The 19,062-nt window shown below is 43.5% G+C and carries 12 protein-coding genes; 3 read left to right on the top strand and 9 right to left on the bottom strand.

Annotated elements, in window-relative coordinates; translation table 11 throughout:
- Positions 1-46: 46 nt before the first annotated feature.
- Positions 47-2,167: a peptidylprolyl isomerase gene (locus tag ABNE31_RS00680; RefSeq protein WP_349351989.1), complete on the top strand. Its 2,121-nt coding sequence runs from the start codon at positions 47-49 to the stop codon at positions 2,165-2,167.
- Positions 2,168-2,214: 47 nt separating this feature from the next.
- Here the strand turns inward: ABNE31_RS00680 and ABNE31_RS00675 are convergent, their stop codons facing one another.
- The 7 genes from ABNE31_RS00675 to ABNE31_RS00645 form a co-directional block, all read right to left on the bottom strand.
- Positions 2,215-2,796, bottom strand: a complete 582-nt coding sequence (locus tag ABNE31_RS00675) for a hypothetical protein (protein WP_349351988.1) — start codon at positions 2,794-2,796, stop codon at positions 2,215-2,217.
- A gap of 503 nt (positions 2,797-3,299) precedes the next feature.
- Positions 3,300-4,274: a hypothetical protein gene (locus tag ABNE31_RS00670; protein ID WP_349351987.1), complete on the bottom strand. Its 975-nt coding sequence runs from the start codon at positions 4,272-4,274 to the stop codon at positions 3,300-3,302.
- A 17-nt stretch (positions 4,275-4,291) separates the two neighbouring features.
- Positions 4,292-5,920 carry a SusD/RagB family nutrient-binding outer membrane lipoprotein gene (locus ABNE31_RS00665; protein ID WP_349351986.1) on the bottom strand — a complete coding sequence of 543 codons (1,629 nt, stop codon included), beginning with the start codon at positions 5,918-5,920 and terminating at the stop codon, positions 4,292-4,294.
- A 101-nt stretch (positions 5,921-6,021) separates the two neighbouring features.
- Positions 6,022-9,258 carry a SusC/RagA family TonB-linked outer membrane protein gene (locus ABNE31_RS00660; protein ID WP_349351985.1) on the bottom strand — a complete coding sequence of 1,079 codons (3,237 nt, stop codon included), beginning with the start codon at positions 9,256-9,258 and terminating at the stop codon, positions 6,022-6,024.
- 255 nt (positions 9,259-9,513) lie between these two features.
- Complete coding sequence (locus ABNE31_RS00655) at positions 9,514-10,146, bottom strand: helix-turn-helix domain-containing protein (RefSeq protein ID WP_349351984.1); 633 nt, start codon at positions 10,144-10,146, stop codon at positions 9,514-9,516.
- Positions 10,147-10,274: 128 nt separating this feature from the next.
- Positions 10,275-11,183 carry a GYDIA family GHMP kinase gene (locus ABNE31_RS00650; protein ID WP_349351983.1) on the bottom strand — a complete coding sequence of 303 codons (909 nt, stop codon included), beginning with the start codon at positions 11,181-11,183 and terminating at the stop codon, positions 10,275-10,277.
- Positions 11,183-12,499 (bottom strand): hydroxymethylglutaryl-CoA reductase, degradative, encoded by a 1,317-nt coding sequence (locus ABNE31_RS00645; protein WP_349351982.1) that lies wholly within the window; start codon positions 12,497-12,499, stop codon positions 11,183-11,185. Before ABNE31_RS00645 ends, ABNE31_RS00650 begins: the two co-directional genes overlap by 1 nt.
- Before the next feature lie 263 nt (positions 12,500-12,762).
- Between ABNE31_RS00645 and ABNE31_RS00640 the strand changes: the two genes are divergently transcribed.
- Positions 12,763-14,922, top strand: coding sequence for a S9 family peptidase (locus ABNE31_RS00640; protein WP_349351981.1), 2,160 nt, complete (start codon positions 12,763-12,765; stop codon positions 14,920-14,922).
- Between the two features lie 24 nt (positions 14,923-14,946).
- Entirely contained in the window at positions 14,947-16,482 is a 1,536-nt protein-coding gene (locus ABNE31_RS00635) for an oligopeptide:H+ symporter (RefSeq protein ID WP_349351980.1), read from the top strand.
- A 5-nt stretch (positions 16,483-16,487) separates the two neighbouring features.
- On the opposite strand, the gene ABNE31_RS00630 is transcribed toward ABNE31_RS00635, so the two are convergent.
- Both ABNE31_RS00630 and ABNE31_RS00625 read right to left on the bottom strand, forming a co-directional pair.
- Complete coding sequence (locus ABNE31_RS00630; RefSeq protein WP_349351979.1) at positions 16,488-18,485, bottom strand: ComEC/Rec2 family competence protein; 1,998 nt, start codon at positions 18,483-18,485, stop codon at positions 16,488-16,490.
- A 19-nt stretch (positions 18,486-18,504) separates the two neighbouring features.
- On the bottom strand, positions 18,505-19,050 hold the full coding sequence (locus ABNE31_RS00625; RefSeq protein ID WP_179385715.1) for a C40 family peptidase: 546 nt from the start codon (positions 19,048-19,050) through the stop codon (positions 18,505-18,507).
- Positions 19,051-19,062 lie beyond the last annotated feature (12 nt).

Genomic DNA, 19,062 nt, shown 5'->3' with positions numbered 1-19,062 from the left:
AAAGTGGTATTTTCGCCCACTGAATTTAAAGAAAACAAGCAGTAAAATGGCAATATTAGAGAATATTAGAAAACGGACAACAGTTCTGATTCTTATCATTGGTTTGGCGTTGTTCGCATTCGTAATATCGGGAGTATTCAGCAGCGATAATTTTGCTGGTGGAAAGGTTGGCTCCACGGTCGCAGAAGTCAATGGAGAAAATATTCCCATCAATGAATTTAGGGCCCAAGTGGAGAATGCCTCCAGAAGATATGGACCTAGCGTTACAGGAACCCAGTTGGTGAACATGGTTTACGACCAAGAGGTGCGTAGGACCATCCTGAACCAGCAGTTCGAGGATTTGGGGATAGAAGTTGAGAGCGACCAAATCGTTGACTTTGTGAGGACTTCGGGTTATGCCCAGATTCCAGATTTTCAAGATGAGAACGGTATTTTCAACGAGCAGGTATTCAAAAGCACCATTGCCGATTGGAAAGCCAACGACCCTTTGCGTTACGATGCGTGGTTGCAAGATGAAAAGTCCATTATCCAAGCTGCCAAAGAGCGTATGTACTTCAACTTGGTCAAAGGAGGGGTGACTGCTACCCTTGCCGAAGGAAAACTGGACTACACCATGGCCAACGACAAGGTGGATATCAAATATGTCCGTATTCCTTACACCACCATTCCAGACAGCACCATCACAGTTTCCAAAAGTGAGATCGAAGCATACATCAAAGATCACAAGGCCAAGTTTCAGCAAGAAAACGCCAGGGATATCCGATTTGTGTATTTCGAGGAAAAGCCATCAGCGGAAGATGATGCCAGTGTAAAGGAAGCCATTACGGCACTATTGGATGATTCAGTAGAGTATTCAGAGGCTAAAGATGCCAACGATACCATTGCTGGATTTAGGAATACGAGCGATATGGCTGCCTTTTTGGACAGACATTCCGATGAAAAATTTGACACGATTTACAAGGCCAAAAAAGACCTTCCTTCCGTTGTGGCCGATACCTTGATGGCCATGGAAGTAGGAGAGGTGTATGGTCCTTATAAGGATGGGGACTTCTATAAAGTCTCAAAAGTTATGGACCGAAAGGAAAATGGTACGGTAAAGGCCAGCCATATTCTTATTTCTTGGGAAGGCGCCGAAAGAGCCAATCCTGCGGTCACAAGGACCAAAGAAGAAGCTGAAGTAGAGGCCAAAAGATTATTGGCCGAAGCCAAAAAAGAGGATGTCATGTTCACCACTTTGGCCAGGGAAAATTCAGATGGACCTTCTGCGCCACGTGGAGGAGATCTTGGTTATTTCCAAGAAGGTCTAATGGCGGATGAGTTCAACGATTTCTGTTTTGGCAATCCAGTAGGAACCATTGGATTGGTAGAAACCCAGTTTGGATACCATGTTATTAAAGTGGATGACAAGCAGGACGTTATCCAGGTGGCTACCTTGGCCCGTGAAGTGGAGCCTTCCGAGCAGACCATAAACACCTTGTTCACCGATGCGACCAAGTTTGAAATGGCGGTTATCGATGATGAGCCGGAAAACTTTGGGGACATTGCTAGGGAAAGTAGCTACACTGTTCGTCCCGTGAACAAGATAAAGGAAATGGAGGAAAACTTACCAGGTTTGGGTTCACAGCGTAGTGTGGTACAATGGGCGTTTAACGAGGACACCAAGGTAGGTGACGTGAGACGTTTTGATGTGAACAACGGATATGCCGTGGTACAGCTTACCAAAAAATATAGAAAAGGACTTATGGCTCCAGAGGATGCTTCGGCAACTGCACTGCCAGCCATCAGAAAAGAGCGCAAGGCACAGCAAATTATTGCCGCCAACCAAGGAAAAAGCTTGGATGACATGGCGTCGGATAACAATGTGAGCATTAGTACAGCTTCTGCTTTGACGCTAAAGGCACCTACCTTGCCCGGTGCAGGAAGAGAGCCTATGGTTGTGGGTACGGCATTTGCTTTGGACAAAGACCAGACCTCCGAACTCATCGAGGGAGAGACAGGTGTCTACAAATTGACCGTTACCAACAAAACGGCAGCTCCCGATGTGGAAAACTACAGCACTTATGCCCAAAGCCTGCAGTCCAGTACAGCGGCCAGGGTCAATGGAGCAGTTTATAATGCCTTAAAGGACAAAGCTGAAATTGAAGATAAGAGAGCTACTTTTTACTAAGAATTACGCTTTAAAGGATAAAAAAAGCCTCCCGACTGGGAGGCTTTTTATTTGCTTTCCGTTTCGTCCCACTTCATTTTATAGCAGATATGGGTGATTTTGCCTTTAGGGTCAACGGTGATTTCAAACCCTTGTTTGGTTCGGAAGTAGGCATCCCGAAGAAAGTACCATTTCCCATTTGTAAAAAGGAATTCCCGTTTGTCCGGTTTCCATTCGGCGATGGGATAGATGTAGTCCAAGAGTACCTGAAAATGGGGAGCAGATTCTGGATTTAAAATAAAATCCTCACGGATATAGCTGGTCAATTTGGGTAATGGTGTATTCATTTGGATTTTTTCGAAAGGTTGCACCTCTCGGCCATTGTCCACCACAATAAACTCTTGGATTTCGGTCTCTTTATCACCATAGATGTTTTTGGTTTCTTGGGTGATGTGGTACACATCATGCTTTAAGATACGTTGTACCGATTCCGAAGTAATTTTGTTGTAGTTGGTGGTGCAACTTTGTTTGATGAAGTTTTCCAGTCGATGCGTTGTTTGTGGGTCTTCTTGGCTAAAAACGTTTGGGCTGACCAAAAGTAAAGCGCTTGCCAAAACGTAGGTCATAGGTGTTTTAAAGATTGGGATCATAATACACTATACTTTGATAAATATATCCCAAACATAAGGGCTACGGATGGATTTTTAGGGTGCCAATTGACGGATGCCCCTTTTGATCTGACGGATGAGGGGTTTGGGTTGATTTATGATGGAATAATAGATGGATTCAAGTTTGGAATTTATAAATATGTTTTGAGTGAACTTGGATCATGCGACCAAATGAGTATGAAAAATAGGGAGGTGAGTAGATAGGTGCTTATTTGCTATTCCACTTCCTTTATCAAACCATTAAGTGGTCTTAAATATGATCGGATTGAATTTGCAAAGTTTTTAGAGCTCTTAAACAGCTACGGTATTATTTTATTTCATCAATTTTACTTTTTAAACCAAGTAGTTTGTTTAAATATGAATACTATGTAATTAAAAGGATAATAGATTTACTATATTTTGGTGATAGGATTTTTTCTACGAATCTTACAAAATAGAATCGACCCCATTAAAGGGGTCGAAGCTATTGATAAACCTTATTGTTTTTAAATCTTGGTTAAAGTGGCTGTTGCATTTGTTGCTGACCCACCACAATCACCGGATTCATCTTCTGCAAAAACTATGGTAAATGAGGAATCATCGGTGATATCGTATGTTCCTGAAGTAACATCATCTCCCACTGGTGGACCTAGTGTGATGTTATCTACGCAAGCAAGCCCAGTTGCTTGGCCCCCAAGAGGAACAATTTTCCCACAAATTAGGTTAAACTTAAATTCTTCAGGGCCGTTACCAATTCCTAGGTCTTCCAAATAAATGGCAGAGAACACCCTTTCAGTACTTGTTTCACCAATGCTTATGGTTACTGTTTGATTATTCCAAATGGGGACTCCCCCAACTGGGCTTATTGGGTCGACCGTCAGTTGATAATCTCCAACGAATAAATCTTCTTGTACCGGACAAATAACAGTTGGGGTATATAAAAAGGGTGAACGAAAGAAAGAACCTGTTAATGTACTGGTATTATTGACAAATGAAAATCTTCTGCCGTCAGTAAGCACTAACTCAAACCTGATGGTAAATTGATCTCCACCAGTAATATCATCATTTGTTCTGTTCACATGCGCCAACATATCTGGTAATGTTGCCGAATAGGTAAACCTTGGAAGACCGAATGGACCATTGGTAAATGTAGTTGACGAAATCGTGGCAAATAGGGTTTCTTCAACGTTGGTGCCCGGCCCTATTTCTTCTGTATTGTCACGAAAACCCACATAAACTTCTACTTGATTTACAAGTTCACCATCTTCGGAATCTTGAACTTCGAGCTCTACAGCGAAATTTCCACTATCGTCACCAACTGGAAGTTCATTTGAGATTACGGTAATGGTTCGTAGTATTGCACCCCTTTCAGTACCAGCTGTGACCTGGTCTACCACGGTGTCACCCTCATCACAAGAGGAAATACAAAGGGCAGCTCCTGAAAAGAGGAGTATTGATATTTGTTTAAACCAATTTTTCATAATTTCAGTTTTAAATTTTAGTTAGCAGGTGGGAACGTTGGACTGGCTGGATTGTTATCCCAGAATACCTGCTGTGTCATAGTTTGTTTTTGTGTCAAAGATGGGTTGGTTACAACCTCACCTTGAGGGTAAAGAAAACTCCTTGGGAAAGGTCCAGGGTTGGGTTCCCAGTTAGGTAACACGGTGGTCGGATACCCCGTCATTCTGTAATAGTTGTAAGCTTCTGTCGCACCTCCATAAAGGGTGATAAAGTACTGCTCAGCAAAGATGTTTTCTTTTTCTTCACCAGTAGCGTCGTTAAAATTGGCTACAACATCATTGATGTAACTTTCTACCGTTGCTTGGTCCGGGGCAAAGGATAAGTCTCCAGTAGGGTCTAATGAACCAAAGGACATTACTTTATCGATTGACATTTGGAGTGCACGGTTTAAGCGTAGTCCTCGTTCAGTGTCATTATCGGCCATAATCGCTCTCCAAAATTCAACATATGAAGAAAGAATAATAGGCTCAATGCCGGCACCACCACCACCTTTACCCAATCCAACTTTTCCATCAAAAGCAGGGTCTTCTGCATCCACGGCGAAATCATTGTCGTCAAATTTTCCAGCTGCAGGGTAGACACCTACCGCAGTACGTTCAAAATTATCCGGAGGAGTACCCTCATCGTTACCGTGGGAGCGGCCCCAATAGCCATTAGGTACACTACAATACGTAAAGCCACCATCAATATAATGTTGGGGGGGAGTGGCCAAGGAACAGGCTAATTTTTCTTCATTGGGGTCTGCATCCGCCCCAGGAGTTTCTCCCACCTGTCTATAGAAATAATAGCGAATGCGTGGGTCATTATTGTTTAGCATCAATTCCATTAGCCAATTGGACTGGTAAATGTTGGCCCCTGATGGGGTGTAATCGGCAGCATAATCTGGATGACGTGTGTCTGGTTGTAGCTCGCTGGTGCCGTACTGGAACTGAAAGTCATCGGCGGATGAGGAAATAAAGTTGCCAGTGGCAATTACCTGTTTAAAACTCCCAACATCACCTGTCATCATATACGACTTTAACCTAAGGGTGTTAATTAATTTCAACCATTTTGCCGTGTCTCCTCCATAAAATAAATCCGTTGCTCCGAAGGTTTGGGGATTAGTGGCAAGTAATCCTTCGGCTTCATCCAAAATAGACATCGCAGCAGCATATATGGCGCCCCCTTCATCTAATTTTGGGGATGGAAAATCTTCTGGTTTTCCAGCTTCTCCAAGGGCAGCCTCGCCAAGGTAATCCACCAAAAGCATCAGCATATGTGCTTGAAGAGTTTTTGACACACCAACATGAAATGAATAATCCAAGTCACTGATTTCATCTATCGTTTCTAAGTTGGCAATGTTGGTAAACATTCCAACTCGAATATCCCCATTTCCCACATCATTAAAATCACTACTGTAGGTTCTTGCCCAGATATCATCGAAAGTATCTCCAGGGTAATTATTGAAATAATCCCTTCCAAACATATAATCGATTCGGGTCAACTCGGCACCTAGGTCGCTTATTTCAGCCATATTCGAGGCATAGGCCAATTGTATGGAGTTCAACAACAAGTTAGGGTCTGCCTGATCGGCAGCAAGGTCATTAGGACTAACTCTTAAGTCCAATTCAGTCGTTTCACAGCTGGTGAGTGTCACCCCTGTGATTAAGACTATGGTAATATATTTTAGAAAATTTTTCATAATGCGTATATCATTAACAATTGTTATTAGAACGATGCTCTCACAGTTAAACCATATCGTCTCTGGGATGGGCCGTTCATAAAGTCAAATCCACGACCGTTTCCGATACCGACACCTGCTACGTTAGGGTCAAAATTGGCACCATCAGGGGTGTTGTAGGCATCATACCAAAGGTTAAAGCCCTGTGCGGTTAAGGTCAACGACCCAAATGGGGTATTGTCCAAATACTTTTTGGGGAAAGAATACGATAGGGATACTTCCTGCAAACGGATTACCGAAGCATCATAAATCTTCATTTCCGCCGGTCCGAACAATAGGTTGTTGAAGTAATAGGTGGAATTGTTGATTTGTTTGTCGTTCACTTCTCCCGTAGTTTGATTAACACCGGGAATGATGTAAGTGTTTTCCCTGTCCACAGTTTCCGTAATCAAACCACGACCCAATAGGGTGGCTATGGTACTGGACATGATATCTCCCCCTTTCACGTGTTGGACTTGGAAACCAAGGTTCCAGTTTTTATAGGAAAAGGTATTAAAGAAGTTCATGGTATAATCTGGAACAGCGTCTCCAATAATAGGGACATTACCCTCACTGTCCTGTTCCACAATAACGTAGTTACCCGCATCATTTACCAAGAAGTTTCCATTTTCGTCACGACCTACTGCGGTACCCACGATAGTTCCCAAAGACTCTCCTTTTATGGCAGCGTTGGCTCCAACAAACAGGGCAGTACTACCTGCGTAGAAAATGATATCCTCCTCTTGCTCCTCAACGACTTCCTCGTTGGCAAAGAAGTTTACCCTTGAGTTCCAGTTGAAGCCATCTTTTCCACCTCTAAAAATGTCGATACCTAAGTCGGCTTCGATACCTTTATTGCTGATTTGACCAATATTGGATTGAGTCAGGGTGAATCCAGTGGAAGGAGGTAGTGGTTGGTTGACAATCAAATCATCCGTTCTTCTGTCATAATAGGTAAAGTCCAGTGAAACCCTATTTTGCCAGAAACGTGATTCTAGCCCCACCTCGAATTCTTTTAAAAGTTCAGGTTTTAGATTGGGATTCTCTTTGACGTTACCGACTTGGTTGGTCGTAATTTCTCCACCATCACCAAAAATCTGTGTATTTTGTTCTACCACACCAACGGTTGGATAACCTGTTGGGAAGTTGGCAGAGGTGGCATATCCAGCTCTTAGCTTCAGATAATTGAGGCCGTTTTCACTTTGTAGTCCTTTGAAGGCCGTTGTAGGTAGGAAGGAAAGACTTACTCCTGGATAAGTAAGTGCCCTGTTTTCCCTGATCAAGTTCGATACCCAATCGGTTCTTGTATTCAAATTCAAGAACAGCATATTATCGTAGTCGAAGGATACTTGACCTAACAAACCAATAATGTTACGCTGTTGTGAAAACTGGATGGGCAGTTGGTTTTCATAGTTGAAATGCCTCTTGATGCCATAAACAATTTGACCCGTACTTGCCACCCCTTGTCGATCAAAGATGTCCGAACGAGCATTTGCACCAGCAATGAAGGTCATTCCAATTTTTTCAGAAAGATCGTAGTTGCCATTGAGGGCAACGTAGTGGTCCCAAATGGTATTATTGTTGTCGAATGTATCCAAGAAACCAAAAATGGCATCGGTAAATTCAACACCACCTCTGTTGGACCCATTGATATTGCGTTCGTTGTAAAAATCGAGACCTGTTCTCCAGGTCAGTCCTAGATTTTCGTTGATTTCATAGTTTAATGAAGTATTGAAGTTAAACCTGTTGGTCAAGTTGTTGTAGGTAACATTCTTTGCTGTCCACCTTGGGTTGATAATATCATTTCCATTACGATAGTAGATACTGGAACCGTCCTCTGGCTGTTCAAATGGAAGTCCCATTAAATCTACACTCAAAGGCGTGAACAGAACGTTGCCAAACACAGAAAGTCCCAAGGAACCATTACCCCTACTAGCTGCAATGGGAGGGCTTTTCACATCACTACGGGCATAATTGGCCGTGGCTTGTATGGTAAATTTATTGGACAGTTTAGATTTTCCACCTACCGAGAAGTTGAAACGGTTCAATGAGTTTCCTGGGGTAAAGCCTTCTTCATCCAAATAGCCAATATTGGCATTAAAGGTGGTATTCCCATCCTCTGAGCCGCCGGCAATGTTCAAAGAGGTGTTCATAGTGCGTCCGGGACGCATAAACTCTTCTACCGAATTATAAGGCCTCCACTCATATCTTTGATTAGCAAATTGCTGTGCCAAGGCACTTTGACCTGTATTGGGGCCTCCTGGGTTAAGAAAAGCTGAAGATGCGTAAGGATGCAATAAGGTACCTTGGTCGTCTATGGCAGCTTGGTTACCCCATCCAGAAACGCCTGCACGGTCAAAACTAGGTCCCCAGTTACTGAAGAACCAGCCAAAGGATTGGTCAAAGCCGTTACCAAATTGTTGTTGGTAATCAGGTAAGGAGGCAAACTCGTTCGCAAAGTAAGACTGACTTACTGTTATCTCCGTCTTCTTCGGCCCTTTTTGAGCGGCCCCTGCTTTGGTGGTTACCAAAATTACCCCATTACGTCCCAATGTTCCGTAAAGGGTGGTAGCGGCAAGTCCTTTTAATACCTCTACGCTGGCAATATTATTAGGGTCTAAATCCAAGAAACGTGAAGGAGCAGGGTTGCCGTCCAAGAAGTTACCAGGTGCGTTGGTATCATTGCTAAAGGGTACCCCGTCAACAATAAACAAGGCCTGGTTGCTCCCACTAAAGGAACTAAAACCTCTTACGGTAATGTTCGTACCTGACCCAGAGGTACCGCCTGCTGATGTGATTTGCACACCGGCCGCTTTACCATTAAGAACCCTGGCAACATCACCTTCGGATCGGTTTTCTATTTGATCAGCTCCAACGGAAGTCACAGCATAACCAAGTGCTTTTTTCTCCCGCTTGATGCCTTGAGCGGTAACAACCACCTCCTCAAGAGCTTGTGCATCTTCTTCCATTTGTACGTTAATTAAGTTTGATGCTCCAATGGTGCGCCTAGTTGGTTTTTGCCCTATGTAGGTGAATAGAAGCGTTTGTCCCACCTTTGCGGAGATGGCATAATTTCCATCGAAATCCGTCTGCGTACCTGTGGAACTCCCTTCAACAACAATGTTGACACCCGGCAGGGGCAGTCCATTTTGGTCGGTAACTGTACCGCTAACATTCTTTTCTTGAGCCAGTGCCGCTGTAATGGAACAGCATAAAAACACCAACATCATCCAATAATTTCTCATTATCATAAAAATTAATTTAGAGTTAGTTTTTGCAATCGAGCAGGGGGAGGATGAATCTTTATTTGTAGGCTAATTCAAAAAATCTTCCGAAACAATGAAAACTAAAAAATCGGAAAGAAGATAAGATCTAGAGCCTCCACCCTGTGGATTGCGGGGTAAAAGAATGGAAAGTTGGAGGGAAGATTGTTAGCGCTTATTAACCTTTACTTATTTCCCGAAAAGGATTTACGTTTACAAATTCGGCAGGAAACTGGGCTAGGCTGCGTTTTGGATAAACTCCTTGGGTGTAATCTTGGTTCGTTTTTTAAATGCCTTATAAAACGATACCCGATTGTTAAATCCACATTGGTAGGCGATATCGGAAATGGATTCAGAGGACTTTTTGAAATTGTTGCAGAGTTTATTTTTGGCCTCTTCAATCCGGTAGGTATTGATGAAGTCGTAAAAACTCATATTAAAGTTTTCGTTGATTACTTGGGAGGCATGGTGTCTGGAAATATTGAGCATATTGGCGATATCGTCGAGGCGTAGTTCGTGGTTCAAATAAAGTTTTTGGGTGTCCATCAAATCCTCCAGTTTTTCCTTTAGTTCTTGTGAAAAGGCTTCGGACAATCCCGTTTTTTCATATTTGTCCTGTTTGGTGTGGGCAATTGTACACTGACTTTTCGTTTTCAATAGGTGACGATATTTCAACAATAGGCAAGTGGCAATCACATAAAACGGAAGTGGCACCGCAAATAGGAGAAAGGAACCTTCAAAGTTTGACCAAGTGTAAAAAATCAAAAAGAGCGTGTACCCAAATAAAAATAGAAACAGCGAAATGAAACTTTTGGTAAAAAGGTCCACCTTGTTTTTCTGAAAGAAATGTGTGTAATCCCAGAGTGACATAAGCAATCATTTTTGTCTTCGGGATTCAAATTGCAAAAAAGTAAAGTTTTATCGGGGCACCAATTGACGGATGCCCCTTTTGATCTGACGGATGGCCCTTCCCAGTCAACGGATGCATTTTTGGGGTATCAAAAAATCATCCGGGAATAGGGGATAACGGTGGAGTATCCTTTGCCCTTAAAATAGGCCGTGGTTTTTTCATCTCCCGTAGCCAATACAAAATCACCGCCCCAAGCTCCTAAACTTTTGATCATACCAAAATAGTCTGGAAACAGTCGTTGCTTTACAGGTTGTTCCTGTAACACGTCGGAAAGAAGGTTTTCATGTGTTTCCATCAAGGATTCAAAGCCCGCTAGGGTAGGGACTTCAATCATTCTATGGGTTATGTATGAAATTTCTTGGATGAGTTTGTTCCTATCAAACTGCCGGTTTCTGTAATTGGCGATGGCTTCTTTGCTGCTCTGTTTTTGGTTGAGGTGCACAAAATACAGGGAGTCCTTAAAAATGGGGTCAAAATCAATGGTTTCGACCTTTGGTTCACCATCCAAACGTTGATAGGTGATGGGAGAATTGTGTTGAGCACAGGCGATATCGTAACCGCTTCCGCCAAAAGCATTCCATAACAATTGATAGGCATCCACTCGAGCCCATTGTGCCAAATTGTTGATCAAAGTGGATGAGGTGCCCAATCCCCAAGATCGTGGAAAGGTCAGACGGGTTGTTACCTCGAATCCATCGCTATCGGTAAGCAATAAAGGGTTTTGCGCATTGGCCTCCAAAAGGAGGTGCACCAAGGTTTGGGCCATGGCCTCATCCGAAGTGGAAACTATTTTTAAGTTGGCAAGGTCAAACGTCGCGGAGAACCAGCTATGGTCATTTTCGTCCAAACTGGTCCACTCCAATACACAGGACGAAGTAGGGGTTACCTGTAGCGATTGCCCATAACTGGTGGGGATGGCCAGGCCAAGGGCCCCATCCAAAATAGCATATTCGCCGGAGAGCAATAGTTTACCGTTACTGTAAAACTCTTTCTTCATTATTTTGACTTCAATTGCTCCAATGCCTCCTTTACTGATGCATTGGTAACAGTTTTGTCCTTAAAATACGTGACCAATTCCTGTTTTTCGCTTTCAGTGGCGCCCAATTGGTTGAGCATATTGAGCAAATGCATTTTCATGTGCCCTTTTTGGATTCCTGTGGTGACCAAGCTACGTACAGCTGCAAAGTTCTGTGCCAGTCCGGCCACGGCCATGATCTGCATCAACTCCTTGGCAGTTGGATTCTGTAAAATTTCCAAGGCCAACTTCACCAACGGGTGCAAAGAGGTAAGTCCGCCCACGGTACCCAAAGCCAAGGGAACCTCTATCCAAAATCTGAAAATATCATCCTCGATGGTGGCGTTTGTCAAACTGGAATATTGACCTTCTTTGGCAGCGAAGGCATGGACTCCTGCTTCAACAGCCCTAAAATCGTTGCCAGTAGCGAGCACCACGGCATCAATCCCGTTCATAATGCCCTTGTTGTGGGTAACGGCTCTGTAGGGCTCTGCCTTGGCAATGTTGACGGCCTGCACAAATTTTTGTGCAAATTCATCCGCTGGCATATCGTCACTCCCCAACTCGGAAACGGGACAACTGACCTCTGCCCGAACCAGGCAATCCGGCACGTAGTTGGAGAGGATGCTCATCACGACCTCTATATTTTTTTCCTCTTCGGTAAAGTCTTTATGATTTTGGACCTCTTCTTTCAGGGTTTTGGCAAATTGTTCCAGACAGGAGTTGATAAAGTTGGCGCCCATGGCATCCAAGGTCTCAAAAGTACAATGGAGCTGATGGTACCCTTCAATCTTATCTGTGAGATTTCGAAGCACAATATCGTTGATGCCACCGCCCCGCTTTTCCATGCTTTGCGTGATGGAAGCCACACTGGTAATCAGCTTAGGCCTTACACTGTTGAAAAAATCGGTGAGCTTGTTTTGATCACCCCGATACATAAAATGTACCTGTCCCACTTTCTCCGTTCCCAAGACCTCTGTTTTGAATCCGCCCCGCTCCAACCAGAATTTTGCTGCCTTGCTCGCCGCAGCTACTACGGAACTTTCCTCAATGGCCATAGGAATGGCGTAGAGCCTATCATTAATCAAGAAATTGGGTGCAACCGCAAAGGGCAGATAGTAATTGGAAATGGTGTTTTCAATAAACTCATCATGCAATTGCTGCACTCTTGGGTCCGAGTTCCAATACTGCTGCAACAGCGATTTGGTCTGTTTGGGGTCTTTGGTGCAATTTGTCGCTATCCAATCAATTTTTTGGGTTTTGGACAATTTGGAAAATCCTTCAACTGGAGTGTTCATAAAGTTGGCTTAACGCTTTCAAATATACGGATATTGACCATTTACAGTAGAAGGCATTGTTTTTAAATCCAAAGGTTAAAATTTGTTGCAAACGCAACATCAAAATTTATTTTTCGGATAAATATTAGTAAACTTGGAAGTTGTTAAATCAAGAATGTGAGCTAGAACACCATCGAGACATTTTTGTTTGACCTTTTGACTGCATACCAGTTGACTAAAACGTTTTTGGTTGTAAAACACATGTTTAATCAATTTATCACTTCATGAACAAACCGTCTTTTCTATTCCTTTTTCTTTTAGGATGTTTGACCTTTTCCACCGCACAAAAGAAAAAAATAACCCTCGAAGAGATTTGGGGAGGAGAATTTAGAACGGAATATATGGATGTCCTCCGCTCCATGAACAACGGTACCCAGTATACCATATTGAATACGGAACGTTCCCCAAGATCCAGTAGTTTGGACAAATACGACTACGAAACCTTGGAAAAAGTAGAGACCATTGTAGCTTCATCCGAAGCGGTACCCTATTTTTCTTCTTACACTTTTAGTGATGATGAATCCAAAGTACTGTTGGCAACGGAGGTAGAGCCCATTTTTAGACGTTCCCGTTTAGGTATCTATTATGTTTATGATATTGCTTCCAAGGATTTGATAAAAATCTCCGAGACCAAAATCCAAGAGCCCACACTTTCTCCGGACGGGAGCAAAGTGGCCTATGTGTTGGACAATAATCTCTATGTGATGGATTTGGACAACCGCACCACCAAGCAGGTGACCACGGATGGCAATAAAGGAACCATAATTAATGGGGTAACGGATTGGGTGTACGAGGAGGAATTTGGTTTTGTGCGTGCCTTTGAATGGAACAGCAACGGAACCAAAATCGCTTTCCTTCGGTTTGATGAAACCGAGGTTCCTCATTTTTCGATGGATTTTTACGGAACCGATTTGTATCCGTATCAATATGAGTTTAAGTATCCCAAGGCCGGAGAGAAGAATTCCATCATCACCTTGCACATGTACGATGTAGCATCTGCATCTATTTCTAATGTAGATTTGAATGACCCTTACTACATTCCTAGAATCAAATGGATGCACAATCCCAATCATTTGAGCGTCCAAACGTTGAACAGGCATCAAAATGTACTGCAACTACATGCAGTGGATGCCAAAGACAATTCCGTGACAATTTTACTGGAGGAAAGTGATGGTGCCTACGTAGATATTGATGATGACCTTACCTTTTTGGACGACGATAGTTTTATTTGGACCAGTGAGGCAGATGGATACAATCACCTTTACCTTTATGGAAAGGACGGCAAATTGAAGAACCAAATTACCGACGGACCGTGGGAAGTCACGAGCTATTACGGATATGATGAAAAGAACGATCGTATCTTCTATCAATCCGTGGAAAATGGTTCCATCAACCGTGGCGTTTACAGCATTTCCACCAAAGGAAAGCGAAAGAAAGCATTATCCACCGAAGCTGGGACAAATTCCGCAGCCTTCAGCAGTGATTTTACCTATTACATCAATACCTATTCCAGTGCAACAACACCTTACAGGTTTACCCTGCATGATGCAGCTACTGGGAAACTGGTCAAGAAAATCAAGGACAACTCAGCTTTGCTGAACAAATTGGAGGGATACGAGATTTCCCCCAAGGAGTTCTCCACCATCACTGTAAATGGAAACGACCTGAACATGTACATGATCAAACCTGCCAATTTTGATCCAAACAAGAAATATCCACTTTTCATGTTCCAATACAGTGGCCCTGGTTCACAGCAGGTATCCAATTCGTGGATGGGAAGCAACGATTACTGGCACCAGCTTTTGGCTTCCGAAGGCTATATCGTCGCCTGTGTGGATGGTCGTGGGACCGGGTTAAAAGGGCGCGACTTTAAAAAAGTGACCCAAAAGGAGTTGGGCAAATACGAGGTGGAAGACCAGATTGCGGCAGCCCAACAGTTAAGTAACCTACCTTATATTGATGAGGACAGAACCGGAATTTGGGGATGGAGCTATGGCGGATTTATGTCCACCAACTGCTTGCTCAAGGGCAACGATACCTTCGAAATGGCCATTGCCGTGGCACCGGTTACCTCATGGCGTTTTTACGATACCATTTACACGGAGCGCTACATGCAAACGCCCCAAGAAAACCCAACAGGTTATGACGATAACTCTCCATTCAATTATCCGGAGTTGCTAAAAGGGGATTATTTATTGGTTCACGGTTCTGGGGATGACAATGTCCATGTGCAGAACACCATGCGCATGATCGAGGCATTGGTACAGGCCAACAAACAATTCGATTGGGCCATTTATCCCGATAAAAACCACGGTATTTATGGGGGCAACACGCGATTGCACCTCTACACCAAAATGACCAACTTCGTTAAGGAAAAACTTTAAAAATCTAACCAATACCAATTCGATATGTCAGAAGTATCCAAACCAGCAGCAGAACAACAAATGTTTGGACACCCTAAAGGGTTGTTCTACCTCTTTTTTGCAGAGCTATGGGAACGTTTCAGTTTTTATGGAATGCGGGCGTTGCTTACGCTTTATATGGTAGAGGTCATATTTGCGGCCTTGATGGAACGCGACTATGCCACCGCGGCGGTGTATTCCTCTTACGGTTCTTTGGTTTATGCTTCCACGGTAATCGGCGGACGCATTTCCGATAGCATTTTGGGCATGCGCCGCTCCATATTTTTGGGCGGAATATTAATGTCCTTGGGGCACTTTGTACTCGCCATTGAAAATAACATCACCTTTTTCCTTGCCCTTTCCTTGATCATTGCCGGGAATGGATTCTTCAAACCCAATATATCGACTTTCGTAGGTTCCCTCTACAAAGATGGTGACCCCAAAAAAGACTCCGGTTTTACCATATTTTATATGGGAATCAATATCGGGGGATGGGTAGCACCTTTGCTTTGCGGATATTTGGCCGCCAAATATGGTTGGCATTACGGATTTGGCCTGGCAGGAATTGGAATGCTTACAGGTCTCATCGTTTTTTGGAGCGGGATCAAAAACAATGTGTTCGGCGATAAAGGTCTCCCTCCGGAGAACGGAAACATCGATAAAAAGGTATTTGGACTTAAACAAGGGGTGCTTGTTCCCGTATTGGCCTTTGCATCGGTGCCGGTAATTGCCTATTTACTGTCCGCTTATAAAGCTCTGGGCGCTGAAGGAACTTTTTTTGACGACCAAAACATTGTCAACGTAATCTTCAAATTGATTGGATTTTCTATTTTGGTGTACTTGGGTTACATCATGTACAAGGCAACTTTGGAAGAACGTAAAAAACTATTCGTAGCAGTTTTGATCACCTTTTTTATGACCATTTTCTGGGGTTTTCATGAGCTTTCGGGAAGTGTAATAACATTGTTTGCCGCAAGAAATGTGGATTTGGAGGGCATTATGTCGGCCTCCCAGACCAATTCGTTGAACTCCATGTGGATCATTATTTTGGCTATTCCAATATCTTTAATGTGGCAATGGTTGTCCAAAAAGAAACTCAATCCAAGGACGCCCTATAAGTTTGGAATGGGACTTTTGTTTGCTGGTATCAGTTTCTACGCCTTGGCGATAAGTGGCGCCAGTGCGAACGAAAATGGTTTCGTTCCGTTTACGTATCTACTGTTGATGTACTTCTTGCTATCCGTTGGGGAATTGTTCATGTCTCCCGTAGGATTGTCGAAAATCACCGATTTGTCTCCCAAACGTATCGTTGCCTTCATGATGGGGGTTTGGTTCCTGTCCTCCGCATTTGCCTTTCAGGTGGTGGGCTTTATTGGAAAGCAATTGGCCATCGAAAGTACGGATGCCGATATTAGTGGGTTTAGTACTCTAAACATTTACACCGATGGATTTATGCTCATCGCTGAATATTCTTTAGGAGCAGGACTTTTGGTCATCTTGGCTTCGCCATTGATCAAAAAGTTGATGGGTAACGTTCATTAAACCTTTTAAAATTTAAACACATAAAATCCCTTTTCACCCGTGTAGTGAAAGGGGATTTCTTTTTGGGCACAAGTGGATTTCCACTTTGCGACCAAACTAGGGTAGTTGCTGCCATCCGCCAGCACAGTTTTGGGTTGTAGGGAATCCAGCAATCGCTCCAAATGGAGTTTTGGTGATAGCGTCAACAAGAGGTAATCGGGATGCTTTTCCAAAGGGAACAACGCTGTGCTATCCACAATCACCAATCTTTTTTCACCCAAAATGTAGCTGTTTTTGAGTTTGGAAGTGTCCGAGGTTCGGATGCGTTCAGCCACAGCGTAATCGTTGGCAATGTTTCCAATGTTTGTAGGGTTTGAAGTGAGAATGGTAAGCGAATCTCCCAACTGATGCAACACCACCGAATTTCGGGAACGGTGGGCGAGTATGACCGCTTCCTTTCGCCGTGTTTGAAGGTTGTTCCAGATACCCCAACTTTGAAACAGGATAATTCCACCAAACAGAATTAAAGCTGTTTTTCTGATGGGTTTGGACAGAAATACCACTGCCGAAATTATAATGGCATAGCCCAAAAGGAGCTGTACCGAATCAAAAGGGATATCCTTAATAATAAAACCTTCTTGCTGCGCTACCCATTCTACAATAGCATTCATGATGTGGATTACCCAGTTAAAAGCATTGACCAAAAATTGTGGCAATGCGTTCAAGAGTGCCAAAGCAATAACTAGAATGCCAAAGCCCAAAATCAACCCCAAAAAAGGAATAATGAGCAGGTTTGAAATAAAAAATAAGGCCGGAAACTGATGAAAGTAGAACAAACTAATGGGTAGAACGCCCAATTGGGCCGCAACGCTCACCGATAGCAATTGCCACGTTTTCCGGACAATAAGGTTTTCGGGAAACCAGAAGCGTTGCAGTTTCGGATAGATCCAAACGATGGCAAATACCGCAGCATAACTCATCTGAAACCCCACTTGAAACAAGAACAAGGGCTTTATCAACAAAATGAAGAGCATGGAGAGCGCAATAATATTGAACGAACTCGTAGGACGGTTGAGATAGAGGGCATAGGCCACAAACGAAAACATGGTTACGGCCCGGACGATGGAGGGAGAAAGTCCTGCCACAAAAGCATACGCCCAAAGCAATAGCACCACCAATACCAACTTTAAGGTTTTACCTTTAGGTAAACGCTCCAATGGAACCAATAAAAATTCCAAAATGAAAAGGATAATCCCCACATGAAGTCCGCTTACGGCCAATATATGGACGGCGCCTGCATTTTTATAATTGTTGTAGGTATCCTCAGAAATATCATCGCGTTTGCCCAATAATAAGGCTTGGATGACTGCCATTTCGTCCGCCCCAAAGGCTTTCCTTTTGAGTTTGGAGATGATGTGTCCCCTAAAACGGGAGGCGTGTCCAAACAAGGTATTCGAGTTTTTTTCCGTTTTAAGGATGGACGGATAGTTGGTCCTGATTTGATGCTGGATGCCCCCCTTTTGTAGATAACTTCGGTAATCAAACTGGTAAGGGTTCAACGGTGGTCGAATGTTTTCAAGCGATGCATGAACCAGCAATTCATCATCAATTTCTAGCGGATGCAAAAGGGAATCCGGTGTTAGACTCAATAGTAATTTTCCAGAGGCCCTTTTCTTGTCCGTAGAAATAACTTTGGCTACATAGCGATGGGAATAGGCATTGGGTTTTAAAGCTTCTTCCACTTTAAGGTGCCAAACCTTTGGGTGTTGCACATCTAACTGGCCATAAAAATTGGGCATACCCTTGTTGGTGGACATACCCACAACAAAAGTGCCCAACGCAACTGCAATGATGGCGACAAGTGACTCAACATACGGGAAGCCTGAGCTGGATTGTTTTTTGCTGGTCCAGTATAGCAGAGGCAGCAATACAACCGTTGCAATCAAAGCCAAAAGCGGAGTCACTTCCGCATAAAAGCCGATACTGATGCCCAAAATAACCCACAAGGTGAGCTTTATGGACACAAAATTAAGCTGACGCACTTTACAAGATGCGCATGGCCTTTACAAAAGCGCTGTTCCAGTATCCTTCCCGTAATGAGGATACCAGCACGCCTCGTGAGGTTGTGGCGTGAATAAATTTAATGTCCCTTCCATCAACATCAACCACCAATCCAACATGGTTGATGCGTTTTCCGGTTTTGCTGGTCTTGAAAAAGAGCAAATCGCCCTTTTCAACATTGCCGACCCCGATTTTTTGTCCCTCCAAGGCCATCTGGTAGGAGGTGCGTGGGAACATAATGTCGTTTTCCTTTAAGGAAACATAGACCAAACCAGAGCAATCCATACCTCGTTTGGTGGTTCCACCATACTTGTACCGGGTTCCAGAATAGGACATCGCCGTAGAAATAATGGCTTCTGCCTTTGCATTTTTTCGCCCCTCTTTTTTGCGTGTGCGTTCAGGGGAAGTGTCTCGTGTGGACCCCTCTACCGTTACGGTTCGGGTCTTGCTGTAGGTGCGTCGTTTTTTGCCGGGACCACAGGCCATAAGGGCAAAAAACAATAGTAAGATTATGGTTTTACGTAACATCCAAGAATAGAT

Source organism: Flagellimonas sp. MMG031 (assembly GCF_040112705.1).
In the GTDB taxonomy this organism is placed as follows: domain Bacteria; phylum Bacteroidota; class Bacteroidia; order Flavobacteriales; family Flavobacteriaceae; genus Flagellimonas.
This window is presented reverse-complemented; position numbering and strand designations above follow the sequence as displayed.

Excerpts from the sequence above, each read along its gene's own strand:
- ABNE31_RS00655 (WP_349351984.1), bottom strand. The coding sequence starts at position 10,146 with ATGTCACTCTGGGATTACACACATTTCTTTCAGAAAAACAAGGTGGAC.
- ABNE31_RS00625 (WP_179385715.1), bottom strand. The coding sequence starts at position 19,050 with ATGTTACGTAAAACCATAATCTTACTATTGTTTTTTGCCCTTATGGCC.
- ABNE31_RS00645 (WP_349351982.1), bottom strand. The coding sequence starts at position 12,499 with ATGAACACTCCAGTTGAAGGATTTTCCAAATTGTCCAAAACCCAAAAA.
- ABNE31_RS00640 (WP_349351981.1), top strand. The coding sequence starts at position 12,763 with ATGAACAAACCGTCTTTTCTATTCCTTTTTCTTTTAGGATGTTTGACC.
- ABNE31_RS00680 (WP_349351989.1), top strand. The coding sequence starts at position 47 with ATGGCAATATTAGAGAATATTAGAAAACGGACAACAGTTCTGATTCTT.
- ABNE31_RS00635 (WP_349351980.1), top strand. The coding sequence starts at position 14,947 with ATGTCAGAAGTATCCAAACCAGCAGCAGAACAACAAATGTTTGGACAC.
- ABNE31_RS00650 (WP_349351983.1), bottom strand. The coding sequence starts at position 11,183 with ATGAAGAAAGAGTTTTACAGTAACGGTAAACTATTGCTCTCCGGCGAA.
- ABNE31_RS00670 (WP_349351987.1), bottom strand. The coding sequence starts at position 4,274 with ATGAAAAATTGGTTTAAACAAATATCAATACTCCTCTTTTCAGGAGCT.
- ABNE31_RS00675 (WP_349351988.1), bottom strand. The coding sequence starts at position 2,796 with ATGATCCCAATCTTTAAAACACCTATGACCTACGTTTTGGCAAGCGCT.
- ABNE31_RS00660 (WP_349351985.1), bottom strand. The coding sequence starts at position 9,258 with ATGAGAAATTATTGGATGATGTTGGTGTTTTTATGCTGTTCCATTACA.